This window comes from Amycolatopsis sp. TNS106, from assembly GCF_019330265.1.
Taxonomy (GTDB): domain Bacteria; phylum Actinomycetota; class Actinomycetes; order Mycobacteriales; family Pseudonocardiaceae; genus Amycolatopsis; species Amycolatopsis lurida.
On the sequence record NZ_CP024972.1, the window covers coordinates 7168168 to 7193070 of the forward strand.

A 24903-nucleotide genomic window follows, 5' to 3' on the forward strand; every position below is an offset into this window, starting at 1 on the left:
ACGGACAGCTCGGCGTCTACCGCAGCGTCCAGAACGGCGACACGGGACCGACCCCGGCCCCCAGCGGATACGACTCCGCCACGCACCGCTCGATGAACCGCTTCCCCTCGGCGACGGCCGTCGGCACGTCGGCCCCCTTCGCCAGCGAAGACGTGATCGCCGAAGCCATCGTGTCCCCGCCGCCGTGCGTGTTCCGGGTGTCGAAGCGCGGGCCGCTCAGCTCGACCCAGGATTCGCCGTCGGACAACAGGTCCACGCAGTCCTGAGCGGCGTCGAGGTGCCCGCCCTTCACCAGCACCCACTCCGAACCGAACTCCAGCAACGCCTCCGCCGCCTCGCGCTGAGTCGCCGGCCCGGTCACCTCCACGCCGGTCAGCAGCCGCACCTCGTCGAGGTTCGGCGTGATCAGCGTGGCGCGCGGGAAAAGCTCGGTGCGGATCGCCTCCAGTGCCTCTTCGCGCAGCAACGCGTGCCCGGTCATCGAAGCGGCGACGGGGTCCACGACGAACGGCGTGTCCGACGAGCGTCCGATGTGGATTTCGTCGAGGGTCTTCGCGACGGCGTTGATGATCTCGGCCGTCGCGAGCATGCCGGTCTTCGCCGCGTCGACGCCCATGTCCGTGGCGACGGCCTTGATCTGCCCGGTGACGACGTCGACCGGGATCTCGCTGAAACCCTGCACGCCCAGCGAGTTCTGCACGGTGACCGCGGTCAGCGCGACCATCCCGTGCACCCCGTTGGCGAAGAAGGTGCGCAGGTCGGCCTGGATGCCCGCACCACCACCGGAATCCGATCCGGCGATGGTGAGGGCGGTCCTGGGCGCTGTGTTCACGGCGCCTCCGCGGGAGGGAGTACGTCGGCGCGTGTCACTGATTGACCACCGGCAGGTAGACCTTGTTGCCCTGCTCGGCGAACTCGTTCGACTTCTCCTCCATGCCCGCCTCAATGGCATCCACAGTGGACAGTCCGTGTTCCTCGGCGTACTTGCGGACGTCCTGGGTGATGCGCATCGAGCAGAACTTCGGCCCGCACATCGAGCAGAAGTGCGCCGTCTTCGCCGGTTCCGCGGGCAGCGTCTCGTCGTGGTACGCGCGGGCGGTGTCGGGGTCCAGCGACAGGTTGAACTGGTCGTTCCAGCGGAATTCGAAGCGGGCCTTGGAAAGCTCGTCGTCCCACTCCTGCGCGTACTGGTGCCCCTTGGCGAGGTCGGCGGCGTGCGCGGCGATCTTGTAGGTGATGACGCCGGTCTTCACGTCGTCGCGGTTCGGCAGGCCGAGGTGCTCCTTCGGCGTGACGTAGCAGAGCATCGCCGTGCCGTACCAGCCGATCTGCGCCGCGCCGATGGCCGAGGTGATGTGGTCGTACGCCGGCGCGATGTCGGTCGCGAGCGGGCCGAGGGTGTAGAACGGCGCCTCGCCGGTCAGCTTCTCCTCGAGCTCGACGTTCTCCTTGATCTTGTGCATCGGCACGTGGCCGGGACCCTCGATCATCACCTGGACGTCGTGCTCGCGGGCGATGTGCGTGAGCTCGCCCAGCGTCTCGAGTTCGGCGAACTGCGCGCGGTCGTTGGCGTCGGCGATCGAGCCGGGACGCAGGCCGTCGCCGAGCGAGAACGTGACGTCGTACTCGCGCAGGATCTCGCAGAGTTCGGCGAAATTGGTGTACAGGAACGATTCCTTGTGGTGCGCGAGGCACCACGCCGCCATGATCGAGCCGCCGCGCGAGACGATGCCGGTGACCCGGCGCGCGGTCAGCGGGATGTAGCGCAGCAGCACCCCGGCGTGCACGGTGACATAGTCGACGCCCTGCTCGCACTGCTCGATGATCGTGTCGCGGTAGACCTCCCACGACAGCTTTTCCGGCTCCCCGTTGACCTTCTCCAGCGCCTGGTAGATCGGCACGGTGCCGACCGGCACCGGCGAGTTGCGGATGATCCATTCGCGTGTCTCGTGGATCCGCTTGCCGGTGGAGAGGTCCATGATCGTGTCGGCGCCCCAGCGGGTGGCCCACACCATCTTGTCGACCTCCTCCTCCACGGAGGACCAGACGGCCGAGTTGCCCATGTTGGCGTTGATCTTCACCAGGAACTTCTTACCGATGATCATCGGCTCGGTCTCCGGGTGCTTGCGGTTGGCGGGGATCACCGCGCGGCCGCGCGCGACCTCGTCCCGCACGAATTCCGGCGAGCAGCGCTCGCGTGCCGCGACGTACTCCATCTCGCGGGTGATGACGCCCTGTTTCGCCCAGCCGAGCTGGGTGTTGTGCTCACGACCGTCGGCCCAGCCGGCGCGCAGCCGATGGAGTCCACTGTGGACATCGATCTGCGCGTCGTCGTCGGTGTACGGGCCGGAGGTGTCGTAAACGTCGAAATGCTCGCCGTTCGAAAGGTCGATCCGCCGCGCGGGGACCCGGAGACCGGATTCCGTCTGGTGATAGACCTTGCGGGAACCGGTGATCGGCCCGGTGGTCACGGTCGGCGTGATGCCCTGGGCATTCTCAAGCGTCGTCAACGACGTTCACTCCCTACGCCGGCATTACCCGGTCAGGTTCATGCGGTCGGCGGCGCCGGGTCTCCTGGAAAGACACCAGCCGCCCTCTCAGCCCGCCATGGCGCGAGCTCCCGCGGTTGTTTGGTTGTGCCCCGACCATGCCACGCCGGGGCGCGGACAATCAACCCTCCAAGGCGACGGTCACTCCGAAGCCGACCAGAACACCACCGGACGTGCGCTCCAGCCACAGCTTGACGCGGTCGCGGCGCAGCCACTCGCCCAGGCGTGTGACCAGCAAGGCGAGCGACGAATACCAGACGATGTCGACGGCGATCCATACCGCGACGCACAGCAGCAGCGACCACGGCCCGCCGTCGGCGGGGACGAACTGGGGGAGGAACGAGATGGCGAACACGCCAGCCTTCGGGTTGCTCACGTTGATCAGGAACCCGGAACGGAAGCCGCGCCCGGCCGGCTCGGCGACGTCGTCGGCGCCCTTGCGGAAGAAGAGCGCTTTGACGCCGAGATAGATCAGGAAGACCGCGCCCGCGATGCGCAAGACGTCGTAGGCGACCTGGGAGGCGATGAGGAGCGCGGTGAGGCCGAACACCGCGGCGAGTCCCCAGAACGCGACGCCCGCCTCGATCCCCGCGACGGTGGCGAACGCGTTCCGGCGTGAGCCCTTCGCCGACTGCTTGATCAGCATCACCGTGGCCGGGCCGGGGACCATCGCCATGAGGAACGCGGCGGGGATGAACGCCAACAGGTTCGGCATTCCCCGATCGTCGGGGACGAGCGCTGCCGCGAGCAACGCGATTTCCGGGCCGACATGTCGACAGCGTTAGCGGTTCACCGGTTTGGAGCATGTGCGCGCCGGGGATTCACGACAGAATCCCGGAGGTTCTGCACCGTTACAGAAGTCTGGGGTGGATATGCGAAAACTCGTGCTCCCGGCACTGGCAGGAGTGCTGATCGCGGGGCTGGTCCCGGCGGTGGCCGCGGCACAGGGCGGTGAGGCGCCAGGAGCGCCCGGCGCCCACCCGAGCTGGCTCCCGGCGGACAAGACCGGCTTCGGCACCGCCCGCGAACGGGCGAGCAACGTCTGGTTCACCCTCCAGGGTGGCCGGATGTCGGAGGTCTACTACCCGGATCTGTCGACGCCGAGCGTCCGCGCGCTCGACCTCGTCGTCACCGACGGGGCGAGCTTCGCCACCGTCGATTCCTCGGCGAAGGCACAGCAGGTGCGCCGCACCGATGGCCTCACCTACGAACAGACGATCACCGACGACCAGCACCGCTGGAAGCTCCGCAAGACCTACGTCACCGACCCGGCGCGCGCGAGCGTGCTGATCGACGTCGACTTCGTTTCGCTGACCGGCCGTCCGTATCAGGTGTACGCGGTCGCGGACCCCGATCTCACGAACGAAGGATCAGACGACTCCGCACGCACCGACGGGGTGAACGCGGTCGCTTCCGACGCGAAGGCCGCGGCCGCGCTGGTGGCGGAACCGGCGTTCTCGCGTACGTCCGTGGGTTACGCGGGCGCCTCCGACGGCATCACGCAGCTGACGAAGTCCTTCACTCTCAAGGATTACGGGACCGCGGCCAAGGGCAACGTGCTGATCACCGGGCAGACGTCCGCCGACGGTGTCCGCTCGCGGGACTTCACGCTTTCACTCGGAATGGGCACGAAGGATTCCGACGCGCTCGCCACTGCGAAAGCCTCGCTACGGCGCGGATTCGCCGACGCCGCCCGCGCGTACGACCGGGGCTGGAAGCAGTACCTCCGCCGGCTGAAGGACGCGCCGTCGTCGCTCAAGACCAAGCGGGAACGGGACCTCTACCAGGCGTCCGTGCTCATGCTCGCGGCGAGCGAGGACAAGATCCACCAAGGCGCGCTCATCGCGTCGCCGAGCATGCCGTGGCGGTTCGGGAACAACGACCCGGAATGGTCGCCGTCGGGCACCTATCACCTGGTCTGGCCGCGGGACCTCTACCAGATCGCGACCGGCCTGCTCGCCGCCGGCGATCGCGACGCCGCCGACCGGTCGATCGACTACATGTTCGGGACGCAGCAGCTGCCGGACGGCCATCTGCCGCAGAACAGTCACGTCGACGGCACGCCGTACTGGACGTCCATCCAGCTCGACGAGACCGCGCTGCCGATCGTGCTCGCCCAGCAGCTCGGCCGCACCGACGCGAAAACCTGGCAGGGCGTGCGCAAGGCGGCGGAATTCCTGTTGTCCTACAAGGCGGACAACGGGCACGCGTCGCCGTACAGCCAGCAGGAACGCTGGGAAGAACAGGACGGCTACTCGCCTTCGACGATCGCCGCGGTGATCGCCGGACTGGTCTGCGCGGCCGACATCGCCAAGGCGAACGGCGCCGCCGCCGACGCGAAGCGCTACCTCGACACCGCCGACGCGTTCAAGGCGAAGCTCGCCCAGTGGACGGTGACCACGAACGGCCCGCTGTCGAAGGACCCGTACTTCGTCCGACTGACCAAGGACGGCAACGCGAACAACGGCACGAAGTACAACCTCGGCAACTCCAGCGTGACCATGGACCAGCGTGCCGTGACCGACGCCGGGTTCCTCGAACTGGTGAGGCTGGGCATCTACCGCGCCGACGATCCGGTGATCAGGAACAGCGTCAAGGTCACCGACGCCGACATCGCCTTCACCACCCCGACGGGTCAGTTCTGGCATCGGTACACGAAAGACGGCTACGGCGAGAAGGCCGACGGATCACCGTGGGACTACACGTTCCCGGCGGAAAGCCGGACCACTTTCGGGCGACTGTGGCCGCTGCTCGCGGGTGAACGCGGCGAGTACGACCTCGCCAACGGTGACCGGGGGACGGCCGCGAAGCGCCTTCGTGACCTGGGGCGCGTCAGCAGCTCCGGGGACACGATGCCGGAGCAGGTCTGGGACGAGAACGCGCCTTCGGGGCAGCCAGGCTTCCCGGCGGGCACTCCGACGGCGTCCGCGACGCCGCTGGCGTGGACGCACGCGCAGTACCTCCGGCTCGCGTGGTCGGTGCAGGCGGGGAAGGTGATCGAACAGCCGCGGGTGGTGCGGTGCCACTTCCTGGGCTGCTGACCCTCGCGTCTCGTGAGTGGTAAGGACGGTTCTAACCGTCCTTACCACTCACGAGGTCAGTCGTCCGAGGGCTGAGCCTCCGGCAGCCACGAATTGCCCGGAACGCCCCATTTGTTCGCCTTGAGCATCTTCTTCGCCGCGCGGGCATGGCGCCCGACCAGCCGGTCGAGGTAGATGAAGCCGTCCAGGTGATCGGTCTCGTGCTGCAGGCAGCGCGCGAAGTAACCGGTTCCTTCGACCTCTATCGGATTACCGTCGACGTCGAAGCCGGTCACCTTCGCCCACGAAGCGCGGCCGGTCGGATACGACTCGCCGGGCGCCGACAGGCAGCCTTCCCAGTCGTCGTCCGGATCCGGCATCGTCTCCGGGATCTCCGACGTCTCGAGCTTCGGGTTCACCACGACGCCCTTGTGGCGCGTGCCCTCGTCGTCGGGGCAGTCGTAGACGAACACGCGCAGGTCGAGGCCGATCTGGTTGGCCGCGAGGCCCACCCCTTCGGCGGCGTACATGGTCTCGAACATGTCGTCGATGAGCGTGCGCAGCTGGTCGTCGAACTCGGTGATCTCCCGAGTCGGGTTGTGCAGCACGGGCTCGCCGGCGATCACGATGGGATGGACGGTCACGCGCGCAGTTTAGTCGGACCCTTCTGGTACACCCTTACCCATGACGCGCCGACGTCGTTGCCGAGGCCGGGCGCCGCATCCGTGGTCTAATGGCGCCGCGGAATGACAAGCCTGTGGTTTCACGCCCGCCGAGCACTGACCTGATTGCGAGGAGTCGGATGGACGCCGCGGAGTCGATGGCTGAGCCCGACCAGCCGTCCCCGTCGGAGACCGTGAACGGCCTCAGCGAGCGCGAGCTCGACATGCTCGCGTTCGAACGTCAGTGGTGGAAGTACGCCGGCGCGAAGGAACAGGCCATCCGCGAACGCTTCTCTATGTCGTCGACGCGCTACTACCAGTTGCTGAACCGGCTGCTCGAGAAGACCGAAGCCATGCAGGCCGATCCGATGCTGGTGAAGCGCCTGCGAAAGACGCGAGCGGCCCGGCAGCGCAATCGCGCGGCCCGGCGACTGGGGATCGATCTCTCATGAGTCTGTTTTCGGGTCTGTCCCGGCCGATGAAGGCCGCCGGACTGGCCTTGGTCGGTGTCGCCGTGATCGCCGCCGTGATCGGCGGTATCACCCTGACCAGTGGCGGCGGTGATTCGGACACCGCGACGCCGCCGGGCAGCACGCCCGCGACCTCGGACGGCGCGACGCAGCCTTCGTCGCCGGCGCCGGGTTCGCCCTCCGCCAGCACGCCGCCCGCGTCGTCGGCGCCGCCGTCTAGCGCGCCCGCGAGTTCCGCGCCGCCGGCGAGCCAGCCGGGGCAGACGGGTCAGCCAGGCCAGCCCGGTCCGGGGCAGCCCGGCGGTGATCAGCAGGCGTCGCACAAGTGGGTGACGGTGCGCGTCTACAACAACAGCACGATCCAGGGGCTCGCCGAGCAGGCCGCGAAGGATTTCCGCGCCTCCGGCTGGAACGTCTCCGAGGTCAAGGGCTATCCGGGCAGGCTCCCCGAGACCGTGGCCTACTACCGGCCGGGCACCGACGAGGAAGCGGCCGCGAAGGCGCTGGCGCTGGAGTTCGGTTTCCGCGCCGAACCCCGGTTCAAGGAGATCGAGAACATCGGCCCCGGCGTGATCGTCATTCTCACCAAGGACTACAAGACCAACGACAAGGACGGCTCCTAGCCGATCCGTGAAAGGGCCCTCTTCCTCGCGAGGAAGAGGGCCCTTTCACGGACTTCAGACCTGGGTCTGCGCGTACGCCTCCAGTGCCGCGAGCTGGGCCGGGTCGAGCGACGGGCGCACGGCCTGGGCCGCCTTCGTCAGGTGCTCGGCGGTGACTTCCTTCGCTTCCAGTGATTCGCGCATCGCGGTCAGCGCGGCCTCCCGGATCAGCGCCGCGCAGTCCGCCGCCGAATAACCGTCCAAAGTGGCCGCATAGGCGGCCAGGTCCACATCGGACGCGAGCGGCGTGTTCTTGGCGCTGGCGGCCAGGATCGCCTCGCGCGCGTGCGCGTCCGGCGGCGGGACGTAGACGCGGCGCTCCAGTCGTCCCGGTCGCAGCAGTGCCGGGTCGACCAGCTCCGGCCGGTTCGTCGCGCCGAGGACGACTACCTCGCGCATCGGCTCGACGCCGTCCAATTCGGTCAGCAGGGCCGCGACGACGCGGTCCGAGACGCCGGAGTCCGAGGACTGGCCGCGGCGCGGGGCGAGCGCGTCGATCTCGTCGAGGAAGATCAGCGACGGCGCCGCCTCGGAGGCGCGGCGGAAGAGTTCCCGCACCGCGCGTTCGGACTCGCCTACCCATTTGTCCATCAGCTCGGCGCCCTTGACCGCGAAGACGTTCAGCGCGCCGGTGCCCGCGAGCGCGCGGACCAGGAACGTCTTGCCGCCGCCGGGCGGCCCGTACAGGAGCACGCCGCGCGGCGGATCGACGCCGAGGCGGGCGAACGAGTCCGGGTAGCGCAGTGGCCACAGCACCGCCTCGGTGAGCGACTGCTTGACGTCGGTCATGTTCCCGACGTCGTCCAGCGTCAGCCCGCCGGTCGCGAGATTGTCCGAAGTGGACATCGAAATGGGGCGGACGGTGGTCAGCGCGTCGAGCAGGTCCTGCTGGGAGATCCGGGGTTCGTCGGCTTCGCGTTGCCGCAGCGCGGCGCGGAGGGCGGCGTCGCGGCGGAGTGCGATGAGGTCCGCGGCCACGAAGCCGGGAGTGCGCTCGGCGATCGGGCCGACGTCGACGCCGGAGTCCAGCGGGGCTTCGCGCAGGAGTACGCGCAGCAGTTCCGTGCGGGTCTTCGAGTCCGGGAGCGGCAGGCCGAGTTCGCGGTCGAGCAGGTCGGCGGCACGCAGCCGCGGATCGGTGGACTCGGCCCGCCCGGTGGTGGCGACGACGGCGAAACCCTTGTTGCGCAAGGCTTTGCGCAGGTCGTCGAGGACGACCGTCGCGAGCGGCGGCGGCTGGGACGCGGGCAGCAGCGCGTCGATGTCGGTGAGCAGCAGGACAGCGGGGTCTTCGTCGCGGGTGGCCTGTTCGATCGCCTCACGCAGGCGCGCGGCGGCGACGTTCGGTTCGAGGACGGCGATGTTCGGCGCCGCGAGCGACACCACGCGCACCTTCTCGGCCTGCGCCACGGCGCGGACCAAGGTCGCCTTCCCGACGCCTTCCGGCCCGGACAGCAGGACCCCGAGATGCGCCGACGTCCCGAGTTTCGCCAGCAGCTCCGGGCGGTGGAAGGCCAGGTCGAACCATTCGGCGAGCTTGCGCGCGGCCACTTCGGACCCGGCGAGGTCCGACAACGGCGGCACGGATTCCTCGGTCATCTCGTCGATCCGCTCATCCTCGACGATCTCGGCGTCGATGAAATCCTCGTGTGGCGTGGAGGGCGTGCTTCGCACCAGCGTCGTCCCGGCGCGGGCCGGGGCGGCGGCGGGCGCGGCCTCGCCGGTGCGGGCGCCATCACGCCAGCTGACCACAGTGGACGGTCCGACGGCGACCGGTCCCGACGGCTCGGTGGCGGTGACGGTGAGCAGCTCGTTCGTCCAGGTCATCCCGATGGCGCGGGACAACTGGCCGCGGACCGCGGAGACGTCGGAGCCCGGTGCGGGCGCGAGATCCTGGGGGAGCAGGGAAACGGCGTCGCCGACGGTCAGCACCTTGCCGATCAGGGCGAGCCGCAGGGTGTGCGGGGAGAGCGACACGCTCGCCATCCTCGAACCCGACACGGTGACCGTCTTCGCGGCCGACACCTCCGCCGGCGCGACGACCACCTCCGCTCCCTCGGTCACGCCGAGGTTCGACATCGTGACGTCGTCGAGGAGGATCACCCCCGGGATCCCCTCCGTGTCCGACGGGGCGGCCAGCGCCGAACTGACGCGCGCGCCGGTGACGCGGACGGCGTCCCAGGCCATCAGGCCGAGCGCGTCGAGGACTTCGGGGTGCAGCCGGACGACGCCGCGGCGGGAGTCCAGTGCGGACGGGGTGTGCCGGACGGTCAGCGTGATCTGGGGTGCGCTCACCCCGTCACCCTATCCACGCGGCGTGCTCCCAGCGGTCGAAGGACAGGAACTCCCCGGTGGGTCGCCGGACGGCCGGGGGAGACGTCGCGCTGGGTGGCGCGCGGATGTCGCGAAAGCCACTTTCGAGACATCCAGCGTCCCGAAAGTGGCTTTCGCGACACCCTCCGCACCCAGCGATCCGCAGGTTGTCCACAAGCTCACCCACTTGTGGACAACTACGGTCTCCGACCCTCTTTCCTCCGGGGCCCGTCGGACACCCTCGGTACGCTGGGCGCGGGGCCGTCCCCCAGGGACGGGCGGGGGGCTGGGAGTGGGCGGTCAGTCGAGTGGATCAGCGTTTCCGCAGGCCGATGCGGCGCCATGAGCGGCGCCGCGGGCCCCGGCCGTTGTCCCGGTCCTTGTCGGTGCTGAGGGTGCGCGGCGTCCGAGCGACGTGTTGTTCGCCCCGCTGGAGCCGGACGCGCTGAGCGGCGCCGGCCACCACCCGCCGCAGCGGCGGGCGCAGGCCGAGACGACGGCGGCTCGAACGCCGCCGGATCGCGCGCCGTTCCCGCGGCGGCGCCATCCACGCCTCGGGGTGGTTCGCCAGCCACCGTTGCCGGTACACCGAGTACGGGATGTGCGCCAGGTACAGGACCAGCGCGATCGCCAGCGCCACCAGCGGGAACTGGATGATCGCGGCGGCCAGCAGGCCCACCCCGACCAGCAGCGGAGCGATCGCCTTGGGCGGCGCCTTCACCGTCTTCAGCGACAGCGTCGGGATCCGGCTGATCAGCAACGCGGCGACGGCGATCGTCCACACCCACACCACGTACTGGTGCGACCACCAGCCCTGCCCGAACTGCAGTTCCAGGATCAGCGGCAGCATCGCCAGCAGGCCACCGGCCGGCGCGGGCACACCGACGAAGAACTCGCCCGCGTACGGCGGCTGCTCGGTGTCCTCGATCAGCGTGTTGAACCGCGCCAGCCGCAGGATCATGCAGACCGCGAAGATCAGCGACGCCACCCAGCCGATCCGCTCGCCCTCCGCGTGCCAGACGTACAGCACCAGCGCGGGCGCGACACCGAACGAGATCCCGTCGGACAGCGAGTCGAGCTCCTGCCCCATCTTCGACGTCGCGTCCAGCAACCGCGCGATCCGGCCGTCGAGACTGTCGAGCACCGCGGCGATCCCGATCGACGCGATCGCCATCGGATAGTTGCCGATCAGCGCGAACTGCACCGACGACAGACCGGCGCACAGGGCGAGCACCGTGATGGCGTTCGGCAGCAGCCGCACGCCGGGAGTGGTCACGCGGACCATGGATCAGCCTTCCGGGTGCGGCGCCGTGGGCAGCTCGGCGATCGGCGTCTCGCCGCCGATCGTGCGCTGGCCCTTCGAGACGAGGACCTTGCTGCCCGGCGGCAGGTACAGGTCGACTCGCGAGCCGAAGCGGATGATGCCGTACGTCGCGCCGACGCCGACCTTGTCACCCTCACGGATCTCACAGAGGATGCGGCGGGCCACCAGCCCGGCGATCTGCACCACGACGAGCTCGTGACCGTCTTCGGTGCGCATGAGCACGGAGTTGCGCTCGTTGTCCTCGCTCGCCTTGTCCAGGTCCGCGGACAGGAACTTCCCCGGCCGGTACGCGACCCGCTCGATCACACCCGACGCCGGGATCCGCTGGACGTGCACGTCGAACACCGACAGGAACACGCTCACCCGCATCCGCGGTTCGGCGGGCAGCCCCAGCTCGGGCGGCGGAACGGCCTCCTCGATCAGCGAGACCAGACCGTCCGCCGACGCGACCGCGAGGCCGGACTGGGCGGGCGGGACGCGCTTCGGCTCACGGAAGAACGCGGCCGTGGCGGCCGTCGCGAGCGCGCCGAGGACGCCGAGGGGCTTGGAGAACCTCCGCAGCACCAGTGTCGCGGCGAGACCACCGAACACGAACGGCCTGCCGGCCGGGTGCATCGGCGGGACGGTCTCGCGGGCGAGCTTCACGGCGTGCGCGAGGGGGTTGCCAGTGGCTTCCGGCCGGTTGCCGCTCATTGGTCGGGTTCACCGCAGTTCGTGTCGGGGGGTCGGGACAGGAAGAGTCACCACGCTACCGCCCTGTCCGGAGGCAGGCCGTGGCCTCCCCCGGAAGGGTTTCCCCGGGCCGGGTGGGAGGGGCCACATCCCGGTAACGGTAGGTGGAAATACGCGATAACTCTAGGTAGTTGATGTCGATCGCCGACCTTGAGGACCCGTGAATGCCCGCCAGCCCGGACCCCGCAGGCGAGCGACTCGCCGAGCTGTTCCGCGCCTGGAAGAGGGACATTTCGGCGGCGCCGATGCCTCCGCTCATCGATCCCGTCCGCGCCGTCTCGGTCATCGCCGAGGCACGCGCGTCCGGTCGCATATGCCCCCCGACGGCACATGCGACCGGACGCGGCCACTGGAACTGAGCGAAACTCCCACTCTAGTTCGCCGGACACACGTGATCACCCGTCGCGAGAAAACCGTTACCAACGGTTACTCCATCGGTCATCGGCGATAGGAGTCGCTCCGCCCGGAGCCGCGCACCAGCCGCAGCAGGGCGAGCAGCACGATCGATCCGAGAATGGCGACGCCGAAGCTGGGGAAGTCGAACTCGAAGGTCCTCTCGGTGCCCGTCGCGAGACGGTAGATGAAACCGCCCAGCGCCGCACCGAGCACGCCGACCAGGATGCTGAACAGGCAGCCGCCCCGCCGGTCCGGGCCGCCCACCACGACATTGGCCAGCCACCCCGCGATGGCGCCGAACACGATCCACGAGAAGAAACCCATGCCGTCGAGATTACGTGGACGGCGCGAGTCCGCCTGGTGGCGTCGTCACCCCCTGTGACCCGCGCCGCGCCGGGACAAAAACGCAAGAGAACTTGTACAAGAGTCATTGTGCAACTACCGTTGTGCGTCATGACCGATCGCGAAGTCCGTGAAGTCCACGATTCGAAGGTGCTCGCCGCGATGTCGCATCCGCTGCGGCGCCGCCTGCTCGACGTCCTCCGCCTGGACGGACCGTGCACGGCGTCCGTACTCGCCGAGCGGACCGGGCAGGCGGTCGGCAACGTCAGCCACCACCTGAAGGTGCTGGCCGCCAGCGATCTGGTCGAAGAGGCGCCGGAACTCGCCCGCGACCGCCGCGAGCGCTGGTGGCGCCGCATCGGCTACGCGGTTTCCTGGTCGCCGTCGGACTTCCCCGACGATCCGGTCGCGGCCGCCGCCGAATCCCTCGCCCTCGAACGCCAGGTTTCCATGGCGCGCCAATGGTTCGCCGATCGCGAGACCTATCCGGAGGAGTGGCACCGCGCCGCCTTCGCCACCGACAGCTGGGCGAAGATGTCGGTCGCGGAACTGGCCGAACTCGAACAGAAGGTCCACGAGCTGATCAAGTCCTACAGCGGCCGTGAGATCCCGGACGACGGCCAGGAACGCCGCCCCGTCTTCATCGCCACCCGCGCCGTCCCGGCCCGCCCGTGACCACCCGCGAACGCGGCGGATTGCTGCGCTCCCGGGATTTCCGGCTCTTGTGGACCGGCGAGACGACCAGCGTGCTCGGCAGTTCCATCGCCGTCGTCGCGCTGCCGCTCGTCGCGGTGGTCACCCTCCAGGCGAGCACGTTCGCGGTCGGGCTGCTGACCGCGGCCGCCTGGCTGCCGTGGCTGCTGATCGGCCTGCCCGCCGGCGCCTGGGTCGACAGACGGCCGAAACGCCCGGTCATGCTGGTGTGCAACGGCATTTCCCTGCTGGTGTTCCTGAGTGTCCCGGTCGCCGCGTGGTTCGGCCTGCTCACGATGACCCAGCTGATCGTCGTCGCCTTGGCGGGCGGCGTCGCGAAGGTGTTCTTCAACGTCGCATACCGCGCGTACTTGCCTTCGCTGGTCGAGAAGGACCGACTCCAGGAAGCCAACGAAAAACTGCAGGGCAGCGAGTCCGCCGCGCAGATCGGCGGCCCCGGGCTGGCCGGTCTGCTCGCGCAGGGGTTCGGCGCGGTCGCCGGAGTGCTCGCCGACGCCATCAGCTTCGGGATCTCCGCGCTGTGCCTGCGTGCCATCCGCCACCGGGAACCCGAACGCCCGGCGAAGACACGGTCGCGGCTGCGGGACGAGATCCGCGACGGCCTCGCTTTCGTCGTCCACGACCCGTATCTGCGGGTCCTGGCGGTCTTCGGCGCGATCTCGAACGTCGCGCTCATGGGCTACCAGTCGATCGAGGTCGTCTTCCTCGTCCGCGACCTCGGCGTGGGAGCGGGCGCCACCGGCCTCGTCCTCGCGCTCGCCGGCGCGGGCGGCGTCTTCGGCGCCGCGCTGTCCGGCAAACTCGCCGCGCGGATCGGCACCGCCCGCGCCTTCGTGCTCTGCGAGGCCTTCGGCGCGCTGATGATGCTGCTCGGCCCGCTCGCGCGGGACGGCTGGGGGCTCGCCTTCTTCGTCGCCGCCGGGTTTTCGCTCAGTGCCGGGGTCGTCGGTTCGAACGTCCTCAACGCCACCTTCAAGCAGCGGTACGTCCCCTCGGCGATGTTCGGCCGGGTCACCGCGAGCATGTCCGTGCTCAGCTTCGGGGCGATCGCCCTCGGCGGCCTGCTCGGCGGAATCCTCGGCGAGACCGCCGGTGTCCGGCAGACGCTGGGCCTGATGGCCGGGCTGGAGGTCGTCGCCGTCTTCGCCCTGCTGTTCACGCCGATCGGCCGGTGCCGCGACTTCCCCACGGAACCACGCAATTAGTCACCTACTTGCGCGACAACGACACCGGCGCAGGTAAGCGACCACGCAAGTAGGTGACTAATTGCGTGGTCGGGAGGGCATCAGAGCAGCAGGACGGTCACCTCGTCGCCCTGCTCGACCGAGTCCACGTCCTCCGGCAGCACGATCAGGCAGTTCGCCTGCGTGAACGACGCCAGCAGATGCGAGCCCGGCCCGCCGCGCGGACCGACGACCCCGGTGACCTCGCCTTCGGAATGCGTGTAGAAGCCCCGCCGGAACTGGCGCCGTCCGGCGGGGGAGGTCATCGCCTCGGTCAGCCGGGCGCGCACCTGCTGCCGGTCGACGCCCGCGTGCCCCATCGCCGCGAGCAACGCGGGCCGCAGGAACGCTTCGAAGGAGACGAGCACGCTCACCGGATTGCCCGGCAGGGTCACCACCGGCACGCCGTTCCAGTGCCCGCAGCCCTGCGGCCCGCCCGGCTGCATCGCGACCTTCCGGAACTCCACGCCCTGTCCGCTCAGGGCGTCCTTCACCACTTCGTACGCGCCCGCGCTGACCCCGCCCGAGGTCACCAGCAGATCCGCGTCCACCAGCCGCGGCTCGATCACCGAGCGGAATTCGGCCACGTCGTCGACCACGCTGCGCACGACCTCGGCCTCGCAGCCGAGCGCGCGGATCGCCGACGCCAGCATGATGCTGTTCGACTCGTAGATCTGCCCGTGCCGCAAGGGTTCCGGCGCGTCGACCAACTCGGTCCCGGTGGACACGACGAGCACCTTCAGCGGCCTGAACACGGGCACTTCGGCGAGCCCGACGGCCGCCGCGAGCCCCAGCTGCGCCGGGCCGAGCACGGTTCCGGCCGAAAGCGCTACCGTGCCCTCGACGACGTCTTCGCCCCGGCGCCGGATGTGCGTGCCCGGGACGACCGTCCTGAGAATCCGGACGTCTGTCACACCACCGTCCGTGTGCTCCACCATCACCACGGCGTCGGCGCCGGGCGGCAGCGGGGCGCCGGTCATGATCCGGTGCGCGGTGCCCGGCTCCAGCTTGGTGATGTCGACCCGGCCCGCGGGGATGTCTTCGGCGACCGGCAGGGTCACCGGCGCTTCGGCGATGTCTTCGGCGCGGACCGCGTAACCGTCCATCGCCGAGTTGTCGAACGGCGGCAGCGAGACCCCCGCGCGCACGTCCTCGGCAAGGACGAGCCCCGCGGCGGAGGCGAGCGGAAGGCGGATGACAGGGGCGTTTCCGAGCAGGCCGGTGACGGTCTCACGGTGGGCGTCGACGGAGATCACCGGACCATCCTCCTCGGTCGGGGGTCGCATGCAAGACTCTGCGCGTCACAACCATCACCGGGGAGAAGAAGACATGCAGGTTCAGATCCGTCACCAGCCCTCGTTCGCGGTGGCGAGGCTCATGCTCGCCCCGGGTGAGCCGGCGCAGGTCGAGTCGGGCGCGATGATGGCGACGAGCTATGGCGTGCAGGTCCAGTCCCAGGCGCAGGGCGGCATCATGAAGGGCCTCGGCCGCGCCTTCCTCTCCGGCGAGTCGTTCTTCATCTCCACCTACACCGCACCGCAGAACGGCGGCTGGGTCGACGTCGCCGCGAACCTGCCGGGCGACATGCAGATCATCAACCTCGACGGCCGCACCGGCTGGTGCGTCACCCGCGGCTCGTGGCTCGCGTCGTCGCACGGCGTGCAGACCGAGACCAAATGGGGCGGTCTCAAGAACCTCGTCGGCGGTGAGGGCGGCTTCCTGACGCACGCGACGGGGCAGGGCCCGCTGGTCGTGGCCTGCTACGGCGCGCTGGAGACGGTGACCCTGCAGCAGGGCGAGGTGATCACCATCGACACCGGGCACGTCGTCGCGTTCGCCGACACCCTGCAGTACCAGATCCGCAAGGTCGCCACTGGCGTCATCCAGTCGATGAAGAGCGGTGAAGGCCTCGTCTTCGACTTCGCCGGTCCTGGTCAGCTGCTCACCCAGACCCGCAACCCGTCGGCGCTGTCCGCCTGGGTGATCGCCCAGGTCCCCTCCCGCTGAGCCCATGCGGGTCCAGACGAGACACACCCCGAACTTCGGGGTCGCACGAGTGCTGTTGTCCCCCGGCGAGGCCGTCCAGGCCGCCGGGGACACCCTGCTGGCCAGCAGTTTCGGCATCACCGAAACCGTTCCCTCCCGAGGTGGCTCGCGGGCGGGCAAGGGCGCGCCGTCGGTGTTCAGCGCGCCGGAAGGCGGCGGTTGGATCGACTTCGCGCCACTGGCCGCGGGCGACGTCTACCCGCTGGAATTCACCGGCGCGGGTGGCTGGTGCGTGAGCCGGGACGCGATCCTCGCCCGGCCGGCGACCGTCCGGCACGATCCCGGCTGGGCGCCGCTGCAAACGCTCTTCGGGTCCGACTCCGGTTTCCTGGAGCACTACAGCGGGACCGGGCCGCTCGTGCTGGCCGCGCAGGGCCCGGTCGACGCCTTCGAGCTCGCCGCGGGCGAACTGGTCACCGTCCGGCCGGACTTCCTGCTGGCCTACCCGGACACCGTGCAGTGCCGTCTCCGCGCGGTCGACCAGTCCGGACCGCAGTCGATCCGCACCGGCGAAGGGCTCGCACTGGACTTCGCGGGACCAGGACGCGTCCTCGTGCAAGCGCGCAATAGGCGGCTTTCCCGCGGATGACCTTGGGACGAATTGAGCATTGCCGACGCCGGTAATTCGGGTAGCGTGAACTGCACTCGAAACCGCCGGCCGGGGCAGAGAAGGCCGACGGATCCTGTGCTGAGGGAGTGCGCCGTGGCAGTCGGCACCGTCAAGTGGTTCAACTCGGAAAAGGGCTACGGATTCATCGAATCCACCGAAGGGCCCGATGTCTTCGTCCACTACTCGGCCATTCAGGCCGACGGATTCCGGACGCTCGACGAGGGTGACCGCGTGGAATTCGAAGTCCAGTCCGGCCGTGACGGGCGGAGTCAGGCAGCGGACGTACGCAAGGTCTCATAACGAGACTTCGGCCGACCCCCGGCGGCCTCCGGAACTGGCGCGTTAGGCTGCGCTGCGTGACAGGCGATGAGTCGGGGGACCTGACCGGTCGCCGGCTGGGCAACTACCGCATCGACGGAGTGCTCGGCAAGGGCGGCATGAGCGTGACCTACAAGGCCACGGACGTGCGGCTCGGACGCAAGGTGGCACTGAAAGTCATCGGTGATCACCTCGGGGCCGACGCCGAGTTCCGGGAACGCTTCGTCGACGAGGCGCGGAACACGTCCGCGATCGACCATGCCAACGTCGTGCCCTTGTACGACTTCGGCGAGCTCGAAGGCATGCTCTACATCGCCATGCGGATGGTCGACGGCGGCGACCTCGCCGGTCTGATCTCCGGCGGCCCGATCGCGCCCGCCCGCGCGCTGAACATGCTCGACCAGGTCGCCGACGCGCTCGACACCCTGCACAACCGGGGTCTCGTGCACCTCGACGTCAAACCGGCGAACGTCCTGGTCACCAGCAAGGAGACCTCGCGCGAGCACGTCTACGTCGCCGACTTCGGCCTGACCCGCCGCGGCGCCACCGGGCACCGGACCCGCGGCGGCGATTTCCTCGGCTCGCCCACGTATGCGGCGCCCGAGCACCTGCGCGGCGAGCCGCTCGACGGCCGCACCGACCAGTACGCGCTCACCTGCGTCCTCTACGCCTGCTTGACCGGCAGCCCGCCCTTCAAGGGCGACGTGCAGACGGTCATCAAGGGCCACCTGAACGGCGAGCCCCCGGCGATCTCGCGGATCGTCGGCCTGCCCGCCGGGATCGACGAGGTCGTCCGCAGGGGAATGGCGAAGAATCCCGCCGATCGCTACCCCAACTGTGTTGAGATGATCGCGGCCGCCAGGCGCGCGCTCGGTCCGCTCGCGACTTCGAACGAGCCCCCCGGCCCGCCCGGGGCCGCGGCGCCGGTCCAGCAGACCGCGCCGCAGCAGGCGCCACGGCAGAACACGCCGCCACAGGGAGAGGGGGGCCCCGTGCACCCGTACGGAGGACAGCAGCCCGGCTACGGCCAGCAGGGACCGGGACCGCAGGGTCCGCCGCCGCAAGGCCCGCCGCCCGGCTATGGCCCGCCGCCGCAGCAAGGTGGCTTCCAGCAGGGCGGTTTCCAGCAGGGGCCGCCTCCGGGTTACGGCCCGCCGCCGCAGCAAGGCGGTTTCCAGCAGGGTGGCTTCCAGCAGGGGCCACCTCCTGGCTACGGCCCGCCGCAGCAGCAGGGCGGTTTCCAGCAGCAGCCCAAGAAGGGCGGCGGCGCCAAGTGGATCTGGATCATCGTCGGAGCCCTCGTGGTCGCGGGCGCGATCGTCGCCGCCATCTTCGTCTTCGGTGATTCGAGCAGCGGCAACGGCCCGCAGACCACCGCGCCGAACATCCCGGTCGGTCCCGGCGGCTCGCAGTCGCAGGCCCCCGGATCGTCGCTGAAGCCGCCGCCGTCGTCGATCTCCATCAAGCCGAGCACCTGATACCACCGCGCTGACCTGCGGTTCTTGCACTCTCCCCTGGAGAGTGCTAAACACGACATTGGCACTCGACGCCGTCGAGTGCCAGGCAGAGCGGTCACCGATCGCTCGCCTGAAGGTCGGGACGGTGAGGCCGCACCCTTGATCGGGTGGGTCGTCCGTCGCGGGCACCGAGCCTGGCCGAGGAAGAGTCCTGCCGCCGCGCTGTAGTAGGCGTGCGGCGGCGCCCAATACCGGAGGACCACACCGCAATGGCCAAACTGATCGCGTTCGACGAGGACGCCCGCCGCGGTCTTGAGCGCGGCTTGAACACCCTCGCCGAAGCCGTCAAGGTGACCCTCGGCCCGCGGGGCCGGAACGTCGTGCTCGAAAAGAAGTGGGGCGCGCCGACGATCACCAACGACGGTGTCTCCATCGCCAAGGAGATCGAGCTCGAGGACCCGTGGGAGAAGATCGGGGCCGAGCTCGTCAAGGAAGTTGCCAAGAAGACCGACGACGTCGCGGGTGACGGCACCACCACCGCCACCGTGCTCGCCCAGGCTCTCGTCCGCGAGGGTCTGCGCAACGTCGCCGCCGGGGCCGACCCCATCAGCCTGAAGCGCGGCATCGAGGCGGCCGTCGAGGCCATCACCGAGCAGCTGCACAAGGCCGCCGTCCAGATCGAGACCAAGGAGCAGATCGCCGCCACCGCGTCGATCTCCGCCGCGGACCGCACCATCGGTGAGCTCATCGCCGAGGCGCTGGACAAGGTCGGCAAGGAAGGCGTCGTCACCGTCGAGGAGAGCAACACCTTCGGGCTCGAGCTCGAGCTCACCGAGGGTATGCGCTTCGACAAGGGCTACATCTCCGGTTACTTCGTGACCGACCCGGAGCGTCAGGAAGCCGAGCTCGAGGACCCGTACGTCCTCCTCTTCGGCTCCAAGATCTCCACCGTCAAGGACGTCCTGCCGCTGCTGGAGAAGGTCATCCAGTCCGGCAAGCCGCTGCTGATCATCGCCGAGGACGTCGAGGGCGAGGCCCTGGCCACCCTCATCGTCAACAAGATGCGTGGCACCTTCAAGTCCGTCGCCGTCAAGGCCCCGGGCTTCGGTGACCGCCGCAAGGCGATCCTGCAGGACATCGCGATCCTGACCGGTGGCCAGGTCATCTCCGAGGACGTCGGCCTCAAGCTGGAGAACGCGGACCTTTCCCTGCTGGGCAAGGCGCGCAAGGCCGTCATCACCAAGGACGAGACCACCATCGTCGAGGGTGCGGGCGACGCCGACCAGATCCAGGGTCGCGTCAACCAGATCCGCGCCGAGATCGACAACTCGGACTCGGACTACGACCGCGAGAAGCTCCAGGAGCGGCTGGCGAAGCTGGCCGGCGGCGTGGCCGTCATCAAGGCCGGTGCCGCCACCGAGGTCGAGCTGAAGGAGCGCAAGCACCGCATCGAGGACGCGGTGCGCAACGCCAAGGCCGCCGTCGAGGAGGGCATCGTCGCCGGTGGTGGCGTCGCTCTCATCCAGGCCGCCGAGGCCGCCTTCGCCGGTCTGAAGCTCGAGGGCGACGAGGCCACTGGTGCCAACATCGTCAAGGTCGCCGTCGAGGCGCCGCTCAAGCAGATCGCGATCAACGCCGGCCTCGAAGGCGGCGTCGTGGCGGAGAAGGTCAAGTCCCTCCCGCAGGGCCACGGCCTCAACGCCGCCACCGGTGTCTACGAGGACCTGCTCGCCGCCGGCGTGCCGGACCCCACGAAGGTCACCCGCTCCGCGCTGCAGAACGCCGCTTCCATCGCGGCGCTGTTCCTGACCACCGAAGCCGTCGTGGCGGACAAGCCGGAGAAGGCCTCGGCCGCTCCCGCCGACCCGTCCGGTGGCATGGGCGGCATGGACTTCTGAGTTCGAGCCTGTAGCACCACCGGAAAGCCCGGACGCGCCTCGCGCGTCCGGGCTTTTCCTTTGCCCGTAACTCGCGTGTTTGGGGACGTAACTCGCGTGATTGAAGCCGTAACTCGCCAACCGGGCGTGATACGGCTCCAATCACGCGAGTTACGCCTCTGGACACGCGAGTCACGGCCTCAGTCACGCGAGTTACGGCGAAAGGAAAGGCCCGGGCATCCCCATGCCCGGGCCTTTCCCTTGTCCCCCTGCCCCAACGGGCGCCGCGCCCCCTGCGCGCGACGCCCGCCCCGTCAGGATTCGCCCGGCTGTTCCGGAGTCAGGAGCCACGCGGCGGCGTAGAGCGGGATCGCGAAGCCGGCGGTGAAGAAGACGCCCGCCACGAGGGCGATGCGCAGGATCGCGGCGTCGACGCCGAGGTAGGCGGCCCAGCCGCCGGCGACGCCCGCGAGCATCTTGTCGGTGCGGCTGCGGTAGAGCTTCTTGGTGGCCTGGGGGGTGTACACGCTGTTGGTCATGGCTCCATGTTCGCCCCGGGACGACCCCCGGCACATCGGGGAACGGCCCCGACCCGACCCTGGAATCCGACCCTGAGGGGCGGGGAGAATGCCTTGATGACGATCAAGGCGAAGGTACTCACGTTCGGGGTCGCGGTGCTGACCGTGCTGGGAATCGGTACGGCCGGCGCCGCGCCCGAAGGTCATGGCGCGCAGAGCAGGCTCGACGTCGTTCAGGCCCGCGGCGAGATCCGCGTGTGCTCGACGGGCGACTATCGGCCGTTCACCTATCGCGACGCGGCGGGCGCGTGGAGCGGGATCGACATCGACCTCGCGGGCGATCTCGCGCGGCGGCTCGGTGTCCGGCTCCAACTGGTCCAGACCACGTGGAAGGCGATCGCCGACGACGTCGGGCGGAAATGCGATCTGGCGATGGGCGGGGTGTCGGTGACGTTGGACCGCGCGAAGAAGGGGTTCTACACCGTTCCCTATCTCCGTGACGGCAAGACGCCGATCACCTTGTGCGAGAACGAAAAGCGGTTCCAGACGCTGGAGCAGATCGACCAGCCGGGCGTCCGGGCGATCGTGAACCCGGGCGGTACCAACGAACAGTTCGCCGACGCCAATCTCAAGCGCGCGACCATCGTGCGGCATCCGGACAACAACACCATCTTCGCCGAGATTCTCGCGGGCCGGGCCGATCTGATGATCACCGACGCGACCGAAACCCGTTGGCAGGCAAAGCGGAATCCGCGTCTGTGCGCGGTGCACCCCGACGAGCCGTTCACCTTTTCGGAGAAGGCGTACCTGATGCCGCGCGACGCCGTGTTCAAGGAGTGGGCCGACCAGTGGCTGCATCTCGCGCTGAACGACGGCACCTACGCGCGGATCGCGAAACCCTGGCTCGGCTGAAATCGGTTGAACCATTTCCGTTACCCGGCCGTATCCCTGGATGTGGGTGAGGAGGAACCAGACCGGAGGAAGCACCGATGATGAACAGTGCCGGGAAACACCGCAAGCGTGCGACGATCGGCATCGCGTCCGTTCTCGGGGTGGCCGCCATCGCCGCGGCGATGTTCGCGATCAGCACTCCGGACGGGCAGGCCGCGGAAAGCTGCCAGGGACTGGACACCGCCCTCCGGAACAATCTCGGCTTCATCGCGGGCCAGCGGGCGGATCCGGACGCGCAGTCCGCGGCGCGGATCGCGAACCGGCAGGCCGTCGTCGACCTCATCCAGCAGCGCCGCGAAGCCGCGGGATGCACCGAGGACGTCCAGGCCGACGCCGTGGCGGGCGAGGCCGTCGAGCAGGCGGCTGGGGAAGGCGAAGTCGTTTGCCAGGGCTCCACGGTGACGCTGTCCGGCGAGGGCGGCGCACCCGCGGCGTCGAGCAGCGAGTTCCCGGTGGGCACCCAGCTGAAGGTGACGAACCTGGACAACGACAAGTCCACGACCGTCGAGGTCACCGGCGTTTCCGGCAGTTGCGCGCTGCTGAACGACGCGGCCTTCGAGCAGGTCCGCGAACCCGGGAAGTTCCTGATCCGCCGGGCCACCATCGAGCGGGTCGGCTGAGACACCCGCACCGGGACGGGGAAGACGCGGACGGTCCGGTGCGGAGGCGGCACGAGTCCTCCTGGTCCCCTCGGCCAGGAGGGCTCGTGGTCGTTTGTATCTCGCTTGTACGCCCTTTCGGGACGCTTCTCACGAAACGCCGAGAAAGGACTTCCGATGAGATTCAGACGAGTGGTCACGGCGGCCGCCACCGCCTTGCTGGGCATGGCCGGGCTGGCGATCACCGCGACGTCGGCCGAGGCCGCCGTCGGGCCGCGTCCCAACTTCCAGCTCCCGTTCCCCTGCAACCAGGTGTGGAACGGCGACAACGACAACAGCAGCGCGCACCGGGCCTACGAGATCGACTTCAACCGCGGCGGCTCCGCGGACGCGGACCTTGGCGACACCGTGGTCGCGGCGGCGGCGGGCAAGGTCGTCATCTCGGCGCACCAGGGGTCGGAGAACGGGTTCGGCAACCTGGTGAAGATCGACCACGGTGGGGGATGGTCGACCTACTACGCGCACCTGAAGGTCCGCTCGGTCGCGCTCAACGCGCAGGTCGCGCAGGGGCAGAAGATCGGCGAGGTCGGCAACACCTCCAAGCCGGGCAACAACATCAGCCCGCACCTGCACTACGAGGTCCGCACCAACGACTCGTCGTGGCCGAGCAACATCAAGCCCGCGTACTTCAACGGCGTGAAGTTCGGCTACCCCAACGCCAACGTGACTTCGAAGAACACCTGCAGCGGCAGCGGGAATCCCAACCCGTACGACGCCGTCGAGGTGTGCGGCGACGGCTACAAGGTGATCGACTCACAGGCGCTCGGCAGCGCCGCGACCGCGTACCTGCTGTACAACGGCACGACCAAGAACAACTGCGTCACCACCATCAAGTCGACCTCGGTCGGCACGGGCAGCGCGGTTTCCGCCTTCCTCGAAGTCCAAGGTTCGTCGAGGAAGACCGACTCCGGCAGCTTCGAGTACTACGCGGGCCCGGTGAGCGCGGCCGCCGGCGCGAAGTGCGTCCGGTGGGGCGGCTCGGCGGGTTCCAACAGCTACGAATCGCCTTTCGAGCACTGCACCTGATCGTCACCCGAACGCCATGAACGGTCCGTTCCTTGCAAATTTCGCAAGGAACGGACCGTTCATGGCATCCGGAGGTGGGCGCGGACGCGGGTGAGGCGGGCTTCCCAGGCGTCCCGGACGTCCGGGGCGGCGGCGTGAGCCGCGAACAGGTCGGGAGCGGGAGCCTGGAGCGGCACCGGCAGTCGACCGTCCACAGGGGACAGTGAGGCGCCGCAGACGTCCCCGGTCAGCAAGGACATCGTGCCCAGGCCGCAGGCGAAGTCCAAAGTGGGCAGTGCGCCCGCGAGCGCCAGCCCGGCGGCGAGACCGACGCTCGTCTCGACGGCGGACGACACCACGCACGGCAGCCCGCACGCTTCGGCGACCTCCAGCGCTCGCCGGACCCCGCTCAGCGGCGCGACCTTCAGCACGGCGATGTCGGCCGCTCCCGCCACGGCCACCTTGAGCGGATCCTCGGCCCGGCGGATCGATTCGTCCGCGGCGATCCGCACGCCGACCCGGCGCCGGACGTCGGCGAGCTCCTCGATCGACGGGCACGGCTGCTCGACGTATTCGAGCCCGCCCGCCGCGCGGTCCAGTTCACCGATGGCCTTGACCGCGGTGTCCACGTCCCAGGCCATGTTCGCGTCGACACGGACCGCGCCCCGCGGTCCCAGCGCGGACCGCACCGCCTCCACCCGGGCGCAGTCCTCGGCGAGGCTCACCCGCGGGTCGGCGACCTTCACCTTCGCCGTGCGGCAACCCGACGCGGACACGAGTTCGTACGCCTTGTCCGGGGACACCACCGGGACGGTCGCGTTCACCTCGACGCTCTCCCGCACCGGCGACGGCCAGCCGCGTTCGCTCGCCTCCAGCGCGGACGCCAGCCACGGCGCGCTCTCCGCGTCGGAGTAGTCGGAGAACGGGCAGAATTCGCCCCAGCCCGCTTCACCGCGGATCAGCAGTCCTTCACGGACGGTGATGCCGCGGAACCGCGTGCGCAGGGGGATAGCGTAGACATCCATCGGCACCGATCATGCCACTGTGGGAATCAC

Annotated in this window: 24 protein-coding genes and 1 riboswitch; of the genes, 13 read left to right on the forward strand and 11 right to left on the reverse strand. The window is 69.4% G+C overall.

Going from position 1 to position 24903, the window contains the following annotated elements:
• Positions 1-16: 16 nt before the first annotated feature.
• The 3 genes from thiD to CVV72_RS33065 form a co-directional block, all read right to left on the reverse strand.
• The gene (thiD, locus tag CVV72_RS33055; protein ID WP_219147834.1) at positions 17-832 is read right to left on the reverse strand and encodes a bifunctional hydroxymethylpyrimidine kinase/phosphomethylpyrimidine kinase; all 816 of its coding nucleotides are present in this window, start codon (positions 830-832) and stop codon (positions 17-19) included.
• 34 nt (positions 833-866) lie between these two features.
• Positions 867-2510, reverse strand: coding sequence for a phosphomethylpyrimidine synthase ThiC (thiC, locus tag CVV72_RS33060; RefSeq protein WP_219147836.1), 1644 nt, complete (start codon positions 2508-2510; stop codon positions 867-869).
• Positions 2504-2634: riboswitch (TPP riboswitch) on the reverse strand. Its footprint overlaps the gene before it by 7 nt.
• Before the next feature lie 36 nt (positions 2635-2670).
• The gene (locus CVV72_RS33065; RefSeq protein ID WP_219147838.1) at positions 2671-3264 is read right to left on the reverse strand and encodes a LysE family translocator; all 594 of its coding nucleotides are present in this window, start codon (positions 3262-3264) and stop codon (positions 2671-2673) included.
• Between the two features lie 157 nt (positions 3265-3421).
• Between CVV72_RS33065 and CVV72_RS33070 the strand changes: the two genes are divergently transcribed.
• Positions 3422-5590: a glycoside hydrolase family 15 protein gene (locus tag CVV72_RS33070; protein ID WP_219154281.1), complete on the forward strand. Its 2169-nt coding sequence runs from the start codon at positions 3422-3424 to the stop codon at positions 5588-5590.
• A gap of 56 nt (positions 5591-5646) precedes the next feature.
• Here CVV72_RS33070 and CVV72_RS33075 read toward each other — a convergent pair whose 3' ends face one another.
• On the reverse strand, positions 5647-6213 hold the full coding sequence (locus tag CVV72_RS33075) for a peptide deformylase (RefSeq protein ID WP_219147840.1): 567 nt from the start codon (positions 6211-6213) through the stop codon (positions 5647-5649).
• Between the two features lie 158 nt (positions 6214-6371).
• Here CVV72_RS33075 and CVV72_RS33080 point away from each other — a divergent pair, with 158 nt between their 5' ends.
• Both CVV72_RS33080 and CVV72_RS33085 read left to right on the forward strand, forming a co-directional pair.
• Positions 6372-6683, forward strand: a complete 312-nt coding sequence (locus CVV72_RS33080; protein WP_005160574.1) for a DUF3263 domain-containing protein — start codon at positions 6372-6374, stop codon at positions 6681-6683.
• The gene (locus CVV72_RS33085; protein WP_219147842.1) at positions 6680-7324 is read left to right on the forward strand and encodes a LytR C-terminal domain-containing protein; all 645 of its coding nucleotides are present in this window, start codon (positions 6680-6682) and stop codon (positions 7322-7324) included. Before CVV72_RS33080 ends, CVV72_RS33085 begins: the two co-directional genes overlap by 4 nt.
• Positions 7325-7378: 54 nt before the next feature.
• Here CVV72_RS33085 and CVV72_RS33090 read toward each other — a convergent pair whose 3' ends face one another.
• The 4 genes from CVV72_RS33090 to CVV72_RS33105 form a co-directional block, all read right to left on the reverse strand.
• A complete protein-coding gene (locus tag CVV72_RS33090; protein WP_219147844.1) occupies positions 7379-9658 on the reverse strand; it encodes an AAA family ATPase in 2280 nt (759 codons plus the stop codon).
• A 331-nt stretch (positions 9659-9989) separates the two neighbouring features.
• Positions 9990-10961, reverse strand: a complete 972-nt coding sequence (gene pssA / locus CVV72_RS33095) for a CDP-diacylglycerol--serine O-phosphatidyltransferase (RefSeq protein WP_219147846.1) — start codon at positions 10959-10961, stop codon at positions 9990-9992.
• Between the two features lie 3 nt (positions 10962-10964).
• On the reverse strand, positions 10965-11693 hold the full coding sequence (locus CVV72_RS33100; RefSeq protein WP_219147848.1) for a phosphatidylserine decarboxylase: 729 nt from the start codon (positions 11691-11693) through the stop codon (positions 10965-10967).
• A 477-nt stretch (positions 11694-12170) separates the two neighbouring features.
• Positions 12171-12452, reverse strand: coding sequence for a GlsB/YeaQ/YmgE family stress response membrane protein (locus tag CVV72_RS33105; protein WP_038507811.1), 282 nt, complete (start codon positions 12450-12452; stop codon positions 12171-12173).
• Positions 12453-12581: 129 nt separating this feature from the next.
• On the opposite strand from CVV72_RS33105, the gene CVV72_RS33110 reads away from it, so the two are divergent.
• Positions 12582-13145 (forward strand): helix-turn-helix transcriptional regulator, encoded by a 564-nt coding sequence (locus CVV72_RS33110; protein ID WP_219147850.1) that lies wholly within the window; start codon positions 12582-12584, stop codon positions 13143-13145.
• Positions 13142-14389 (forward strand): MFS transporter, encoded by a 1248-nt coding sequence (locus tag CVV72_RS33115; RefSeq protein WP_219147853.1) that lies wholly within the window; start codon positions 13142-13144, stop codon positions 14387-14389. Before CVV72_RS33110 ends, CVV72_RS33115 begins: the two co-directional genes overlap by 4 nt.
• 80 nt (positions 14390-14469) lie before the next feature.
• Here the strand turns inward: CVV72_RS33115 and glp are convergent, their stop codons facing one another.
• The gene (gene glp, locus CVV72_RS33120) at positions 14470-15663 is read right to left on the reverse strand and encodes a gephyrin-like molybdotransferase Glp (protein WP_219147855.1); all 1194 of its coding nucleotides are present in this window, start codon (positions 15661-15663) and stop codon (positions 14470-14472) included.
• Positions 15664-15736: 73 nt separating this feature from the next.
• Between glp and CVV72_RS33125 the strand changes: the two genes are divergently transcribed.
• From CVV72_RS33125 to groL, 5 genes are all read left to right on the forward strand, one after another.
• The gene (locus CVV72_RS33125) at positions 15737-16414 is read left to right on the forward strand and encodes a TIGR00266 family protein (protein WP_034308282.1); all 678 of its coding nucleotides are present in this window, start codon (positions 15737-15739) and stop codon (positions 16412-16414) included.
• A 4-nt stretch (positions 16415-16418) separates the two neighbouring features.
• Entirely contained in the window at positions 16419-17042 is a 624-nt protein-coding gene (locus CVV72_RS33130; RefSeq protein ID WP_219147857.1) for an AIM24 family protein, read from the forward strand.
• A 114-nt stretch (positions 17043-17156) separates the two neighbouring features.
• The gene (locus CVV72_RS33135) at positions 17157-17363 is read left to right on the forward strand and encodes a cold-shock protein (RefSeq protein WP_005164266.1); all 207 of its coding nucleotides are present in this window, start codon (positions 17157-17159) and stop codon (positions 17361-17363) included.
• A 56-nt stretch (positions 17364-17419) separates the two neighbouring features.
• A complete protein-coding gene (locus CVV72_RS33140; RefSeq protein ID WP_219147859.1) occupies positions 17420-18859 on the forward strand; it encodes a serine/threonine-protein kinase in 1440 nt (479 codons plus the stop codon).
• A 248-nt stretch (positions 18860-19107) separates the two neighbouring features.
• On the forward strand, positions 19108-20736 hold the full coding sequence (gene groL, locus CVV72_RS33145) for a chaperonin GroEL (RefSeq protein ID WP_005164277.1): 1629 nt from the start codon (positions 19108-19110) through the stop codon (positions 20734-20736).
• Between the two features lie 293 nt (positions 20737-21029).
• On the opposite strand, the gene CVV72_RS33150 is transcribed toward groL, so the two are convergent.
• Positions 21030-21254 (reverse strand): PspC domain-containing protein, encoded by a 225-nt coding sequence (locus tag CVV72_RS33150; RefSeq protein ID WP_007033414.1) that lies wholly within the window; start codon positions 21252-21254, stop codon positions 21030-21032.
• Positions 21255-21350: 96 nt separating this feature from the next.
• Between CVV72_RS33150 and CVV72_RS33155 the strand changes: the two genes are divergently transcribed.
• From CVV72_RS33155 to CVV72_RS33165, 3 genes are all read left to right on the forward strand, one after another.
• Positions 21351-22145, forward strand: coding sequence for a transporter substrate-binding domain-containing protein (locus CVV72_RS33155; protein ID WP_219147861.1), 795 nt, complete (start codon positions 21351-21353; stop codon positions 22143-22145).
• A gap of 77 nt (positions 22146-22222) precedes the next feature.
• A complete protein-coding gene (locus CVV72_RS33160; protein ID WP_219147863.1) occupies positions 22223-22804 on the forward strand; it encodes a septal ring lytic transglycosylase RlpA family protein in 582 nt (193 codons plus the stop codon).
• Positions 22805-22960: 156 nt separating this feature from the next.
• The gene (locus CVV72_RS33165; protein ID WP_255632345.1) at positions 22961-23869 is read left to right on the forward strand and encodes a M23 family metallopeptidase; all 909 of its coding nucleotides are present in this window, start codon (positions 22961-22963) and stop codon (positions 23867-23869) included.
• Positions 23870-23928: 59 nt separating this feature from the next.
• Here CVV72_RS33165 and CVV72_RS33170 read toward each other — a convergent pair whose 3' ends face one another.
• Positions 23929-24873, reverse strand: coding sequence for an o-succinylbenzoate synthase (locus CVV72_RS33170; protein WP_219147865.1), 945 nt, complete (start codon positions 24871-24873; stop codon positions 23929-23931).
• Between the last annotated feature and the right edge of the window lie 30 nt (positions 24874-24903).

Coding starts and splice junctions, on each gene's coding strand:
- CVV72_RS33065 (WP_219147838.1), bottom strand. CDS start 3,264: ATGCCGAACCTGTTGGCGTTCATCCCCGCCGCGTTCCTCATGGCGATG.
- CVV72_RS33070 (WP_219154281.1), top strand. CDS start 3,422: ATGCGAAAACTCGTGCTCCCGGCACTGGCAGGAGTGCTGATCGCGGGG.
- CVV72_RS33080 (WP_005160574.1), top strand. CDS start 6,372: ATGGACGCCGCGGAGTCGATGGCTGAGCCCGACCAGCCGTCCCCGTCG.
- CVV72_RS33085 (WP_219147842.1), top strand. CDS start 6,680: ATGAGTCTGTTTTCGGGTCTGTCCCGGCCGATGAAGGCCGCCGGACTG.
- pssA (WP_219147846.1), bottom strand. CDS start 10,961: ATGGTCCGCGTGACCACTCCCGGCGTGCGGCTGCTGCCGAACGCCATC.
- CVV72_RS33100 (WP_219147848.1), bottom strand. CDS start 11,693: ATGAGCGGCAACCGGCCGGAAGCCACTGGCAACCCCCTCGCGCACGCC.
- CVV72_RS33105 (WP_038507811.1), bottom strand. CDS start 12,452: ATGGGTTTCTTCTCGTGGATCGTGTTCGGCGCCATCGCGGGGTGGCTG.
- CVV72_RS33110 (WP_219147850.1), top strand. CDS start 12,582: ATGACCGATCGCGAAGTCCGTGAAGTCCACGATTCGAAGGTGCTCGCC.
- CVV72_RS33125 (WP_034308282.1), top strand. CDS start 15,737: ATGCAGGTTCAGATCCGTCACCAGCCCTCGTTCGCGGTGGCGAGGCTC.
- CVV72_RS33130 (WP_219147857.1), top strand. CDS start 16,419: ATGCGGGTCCAGACGAGACACACCCCGAACTTCGGGGTCGCACGAGTG.
- groL (WP_005164277.1), top strand. CDS start 19,108: ATGGCCAAACTGATCGCGTTCGACGAGGACGCCCGCCGCGGTCTTGAG.
- CVV72_RS33150 (WP_007033414.1), bottom strand. CDS start 21,254: ATGACCAACAGCGTGTACACCCCCCAGGCCACCAAGAAGCTCTACCGC.
- CVV72_RS33155 (WP_219147861.1), top strand. CDS start 21,351: ATGACGATCAAGGCGAAGGTACTCACGTTCGGGGTCGCGGTGCTGACC.
- CVV72_RS33160 (WP_219147863.1), top strand. CDS start 22,223: ATGATGAACAGTGCCGGGAAACACCGCAAGCGTGCGACGATCGGCATC.
- CVV72_RS33165 (WP_255632345.1), top strand. CDS start 22,961: ATGAGATTCAGACGAGTGGTCACGGCGGCCGCCACCGCCTTGCTGGGC.
- CVV72_RS33170 (WP_219147865.1), bottom strand. CDS start 24,873: ATGGATGTCTACGCTATCCCCCTGCGCACGCGGTTCCGCGGCATCACC.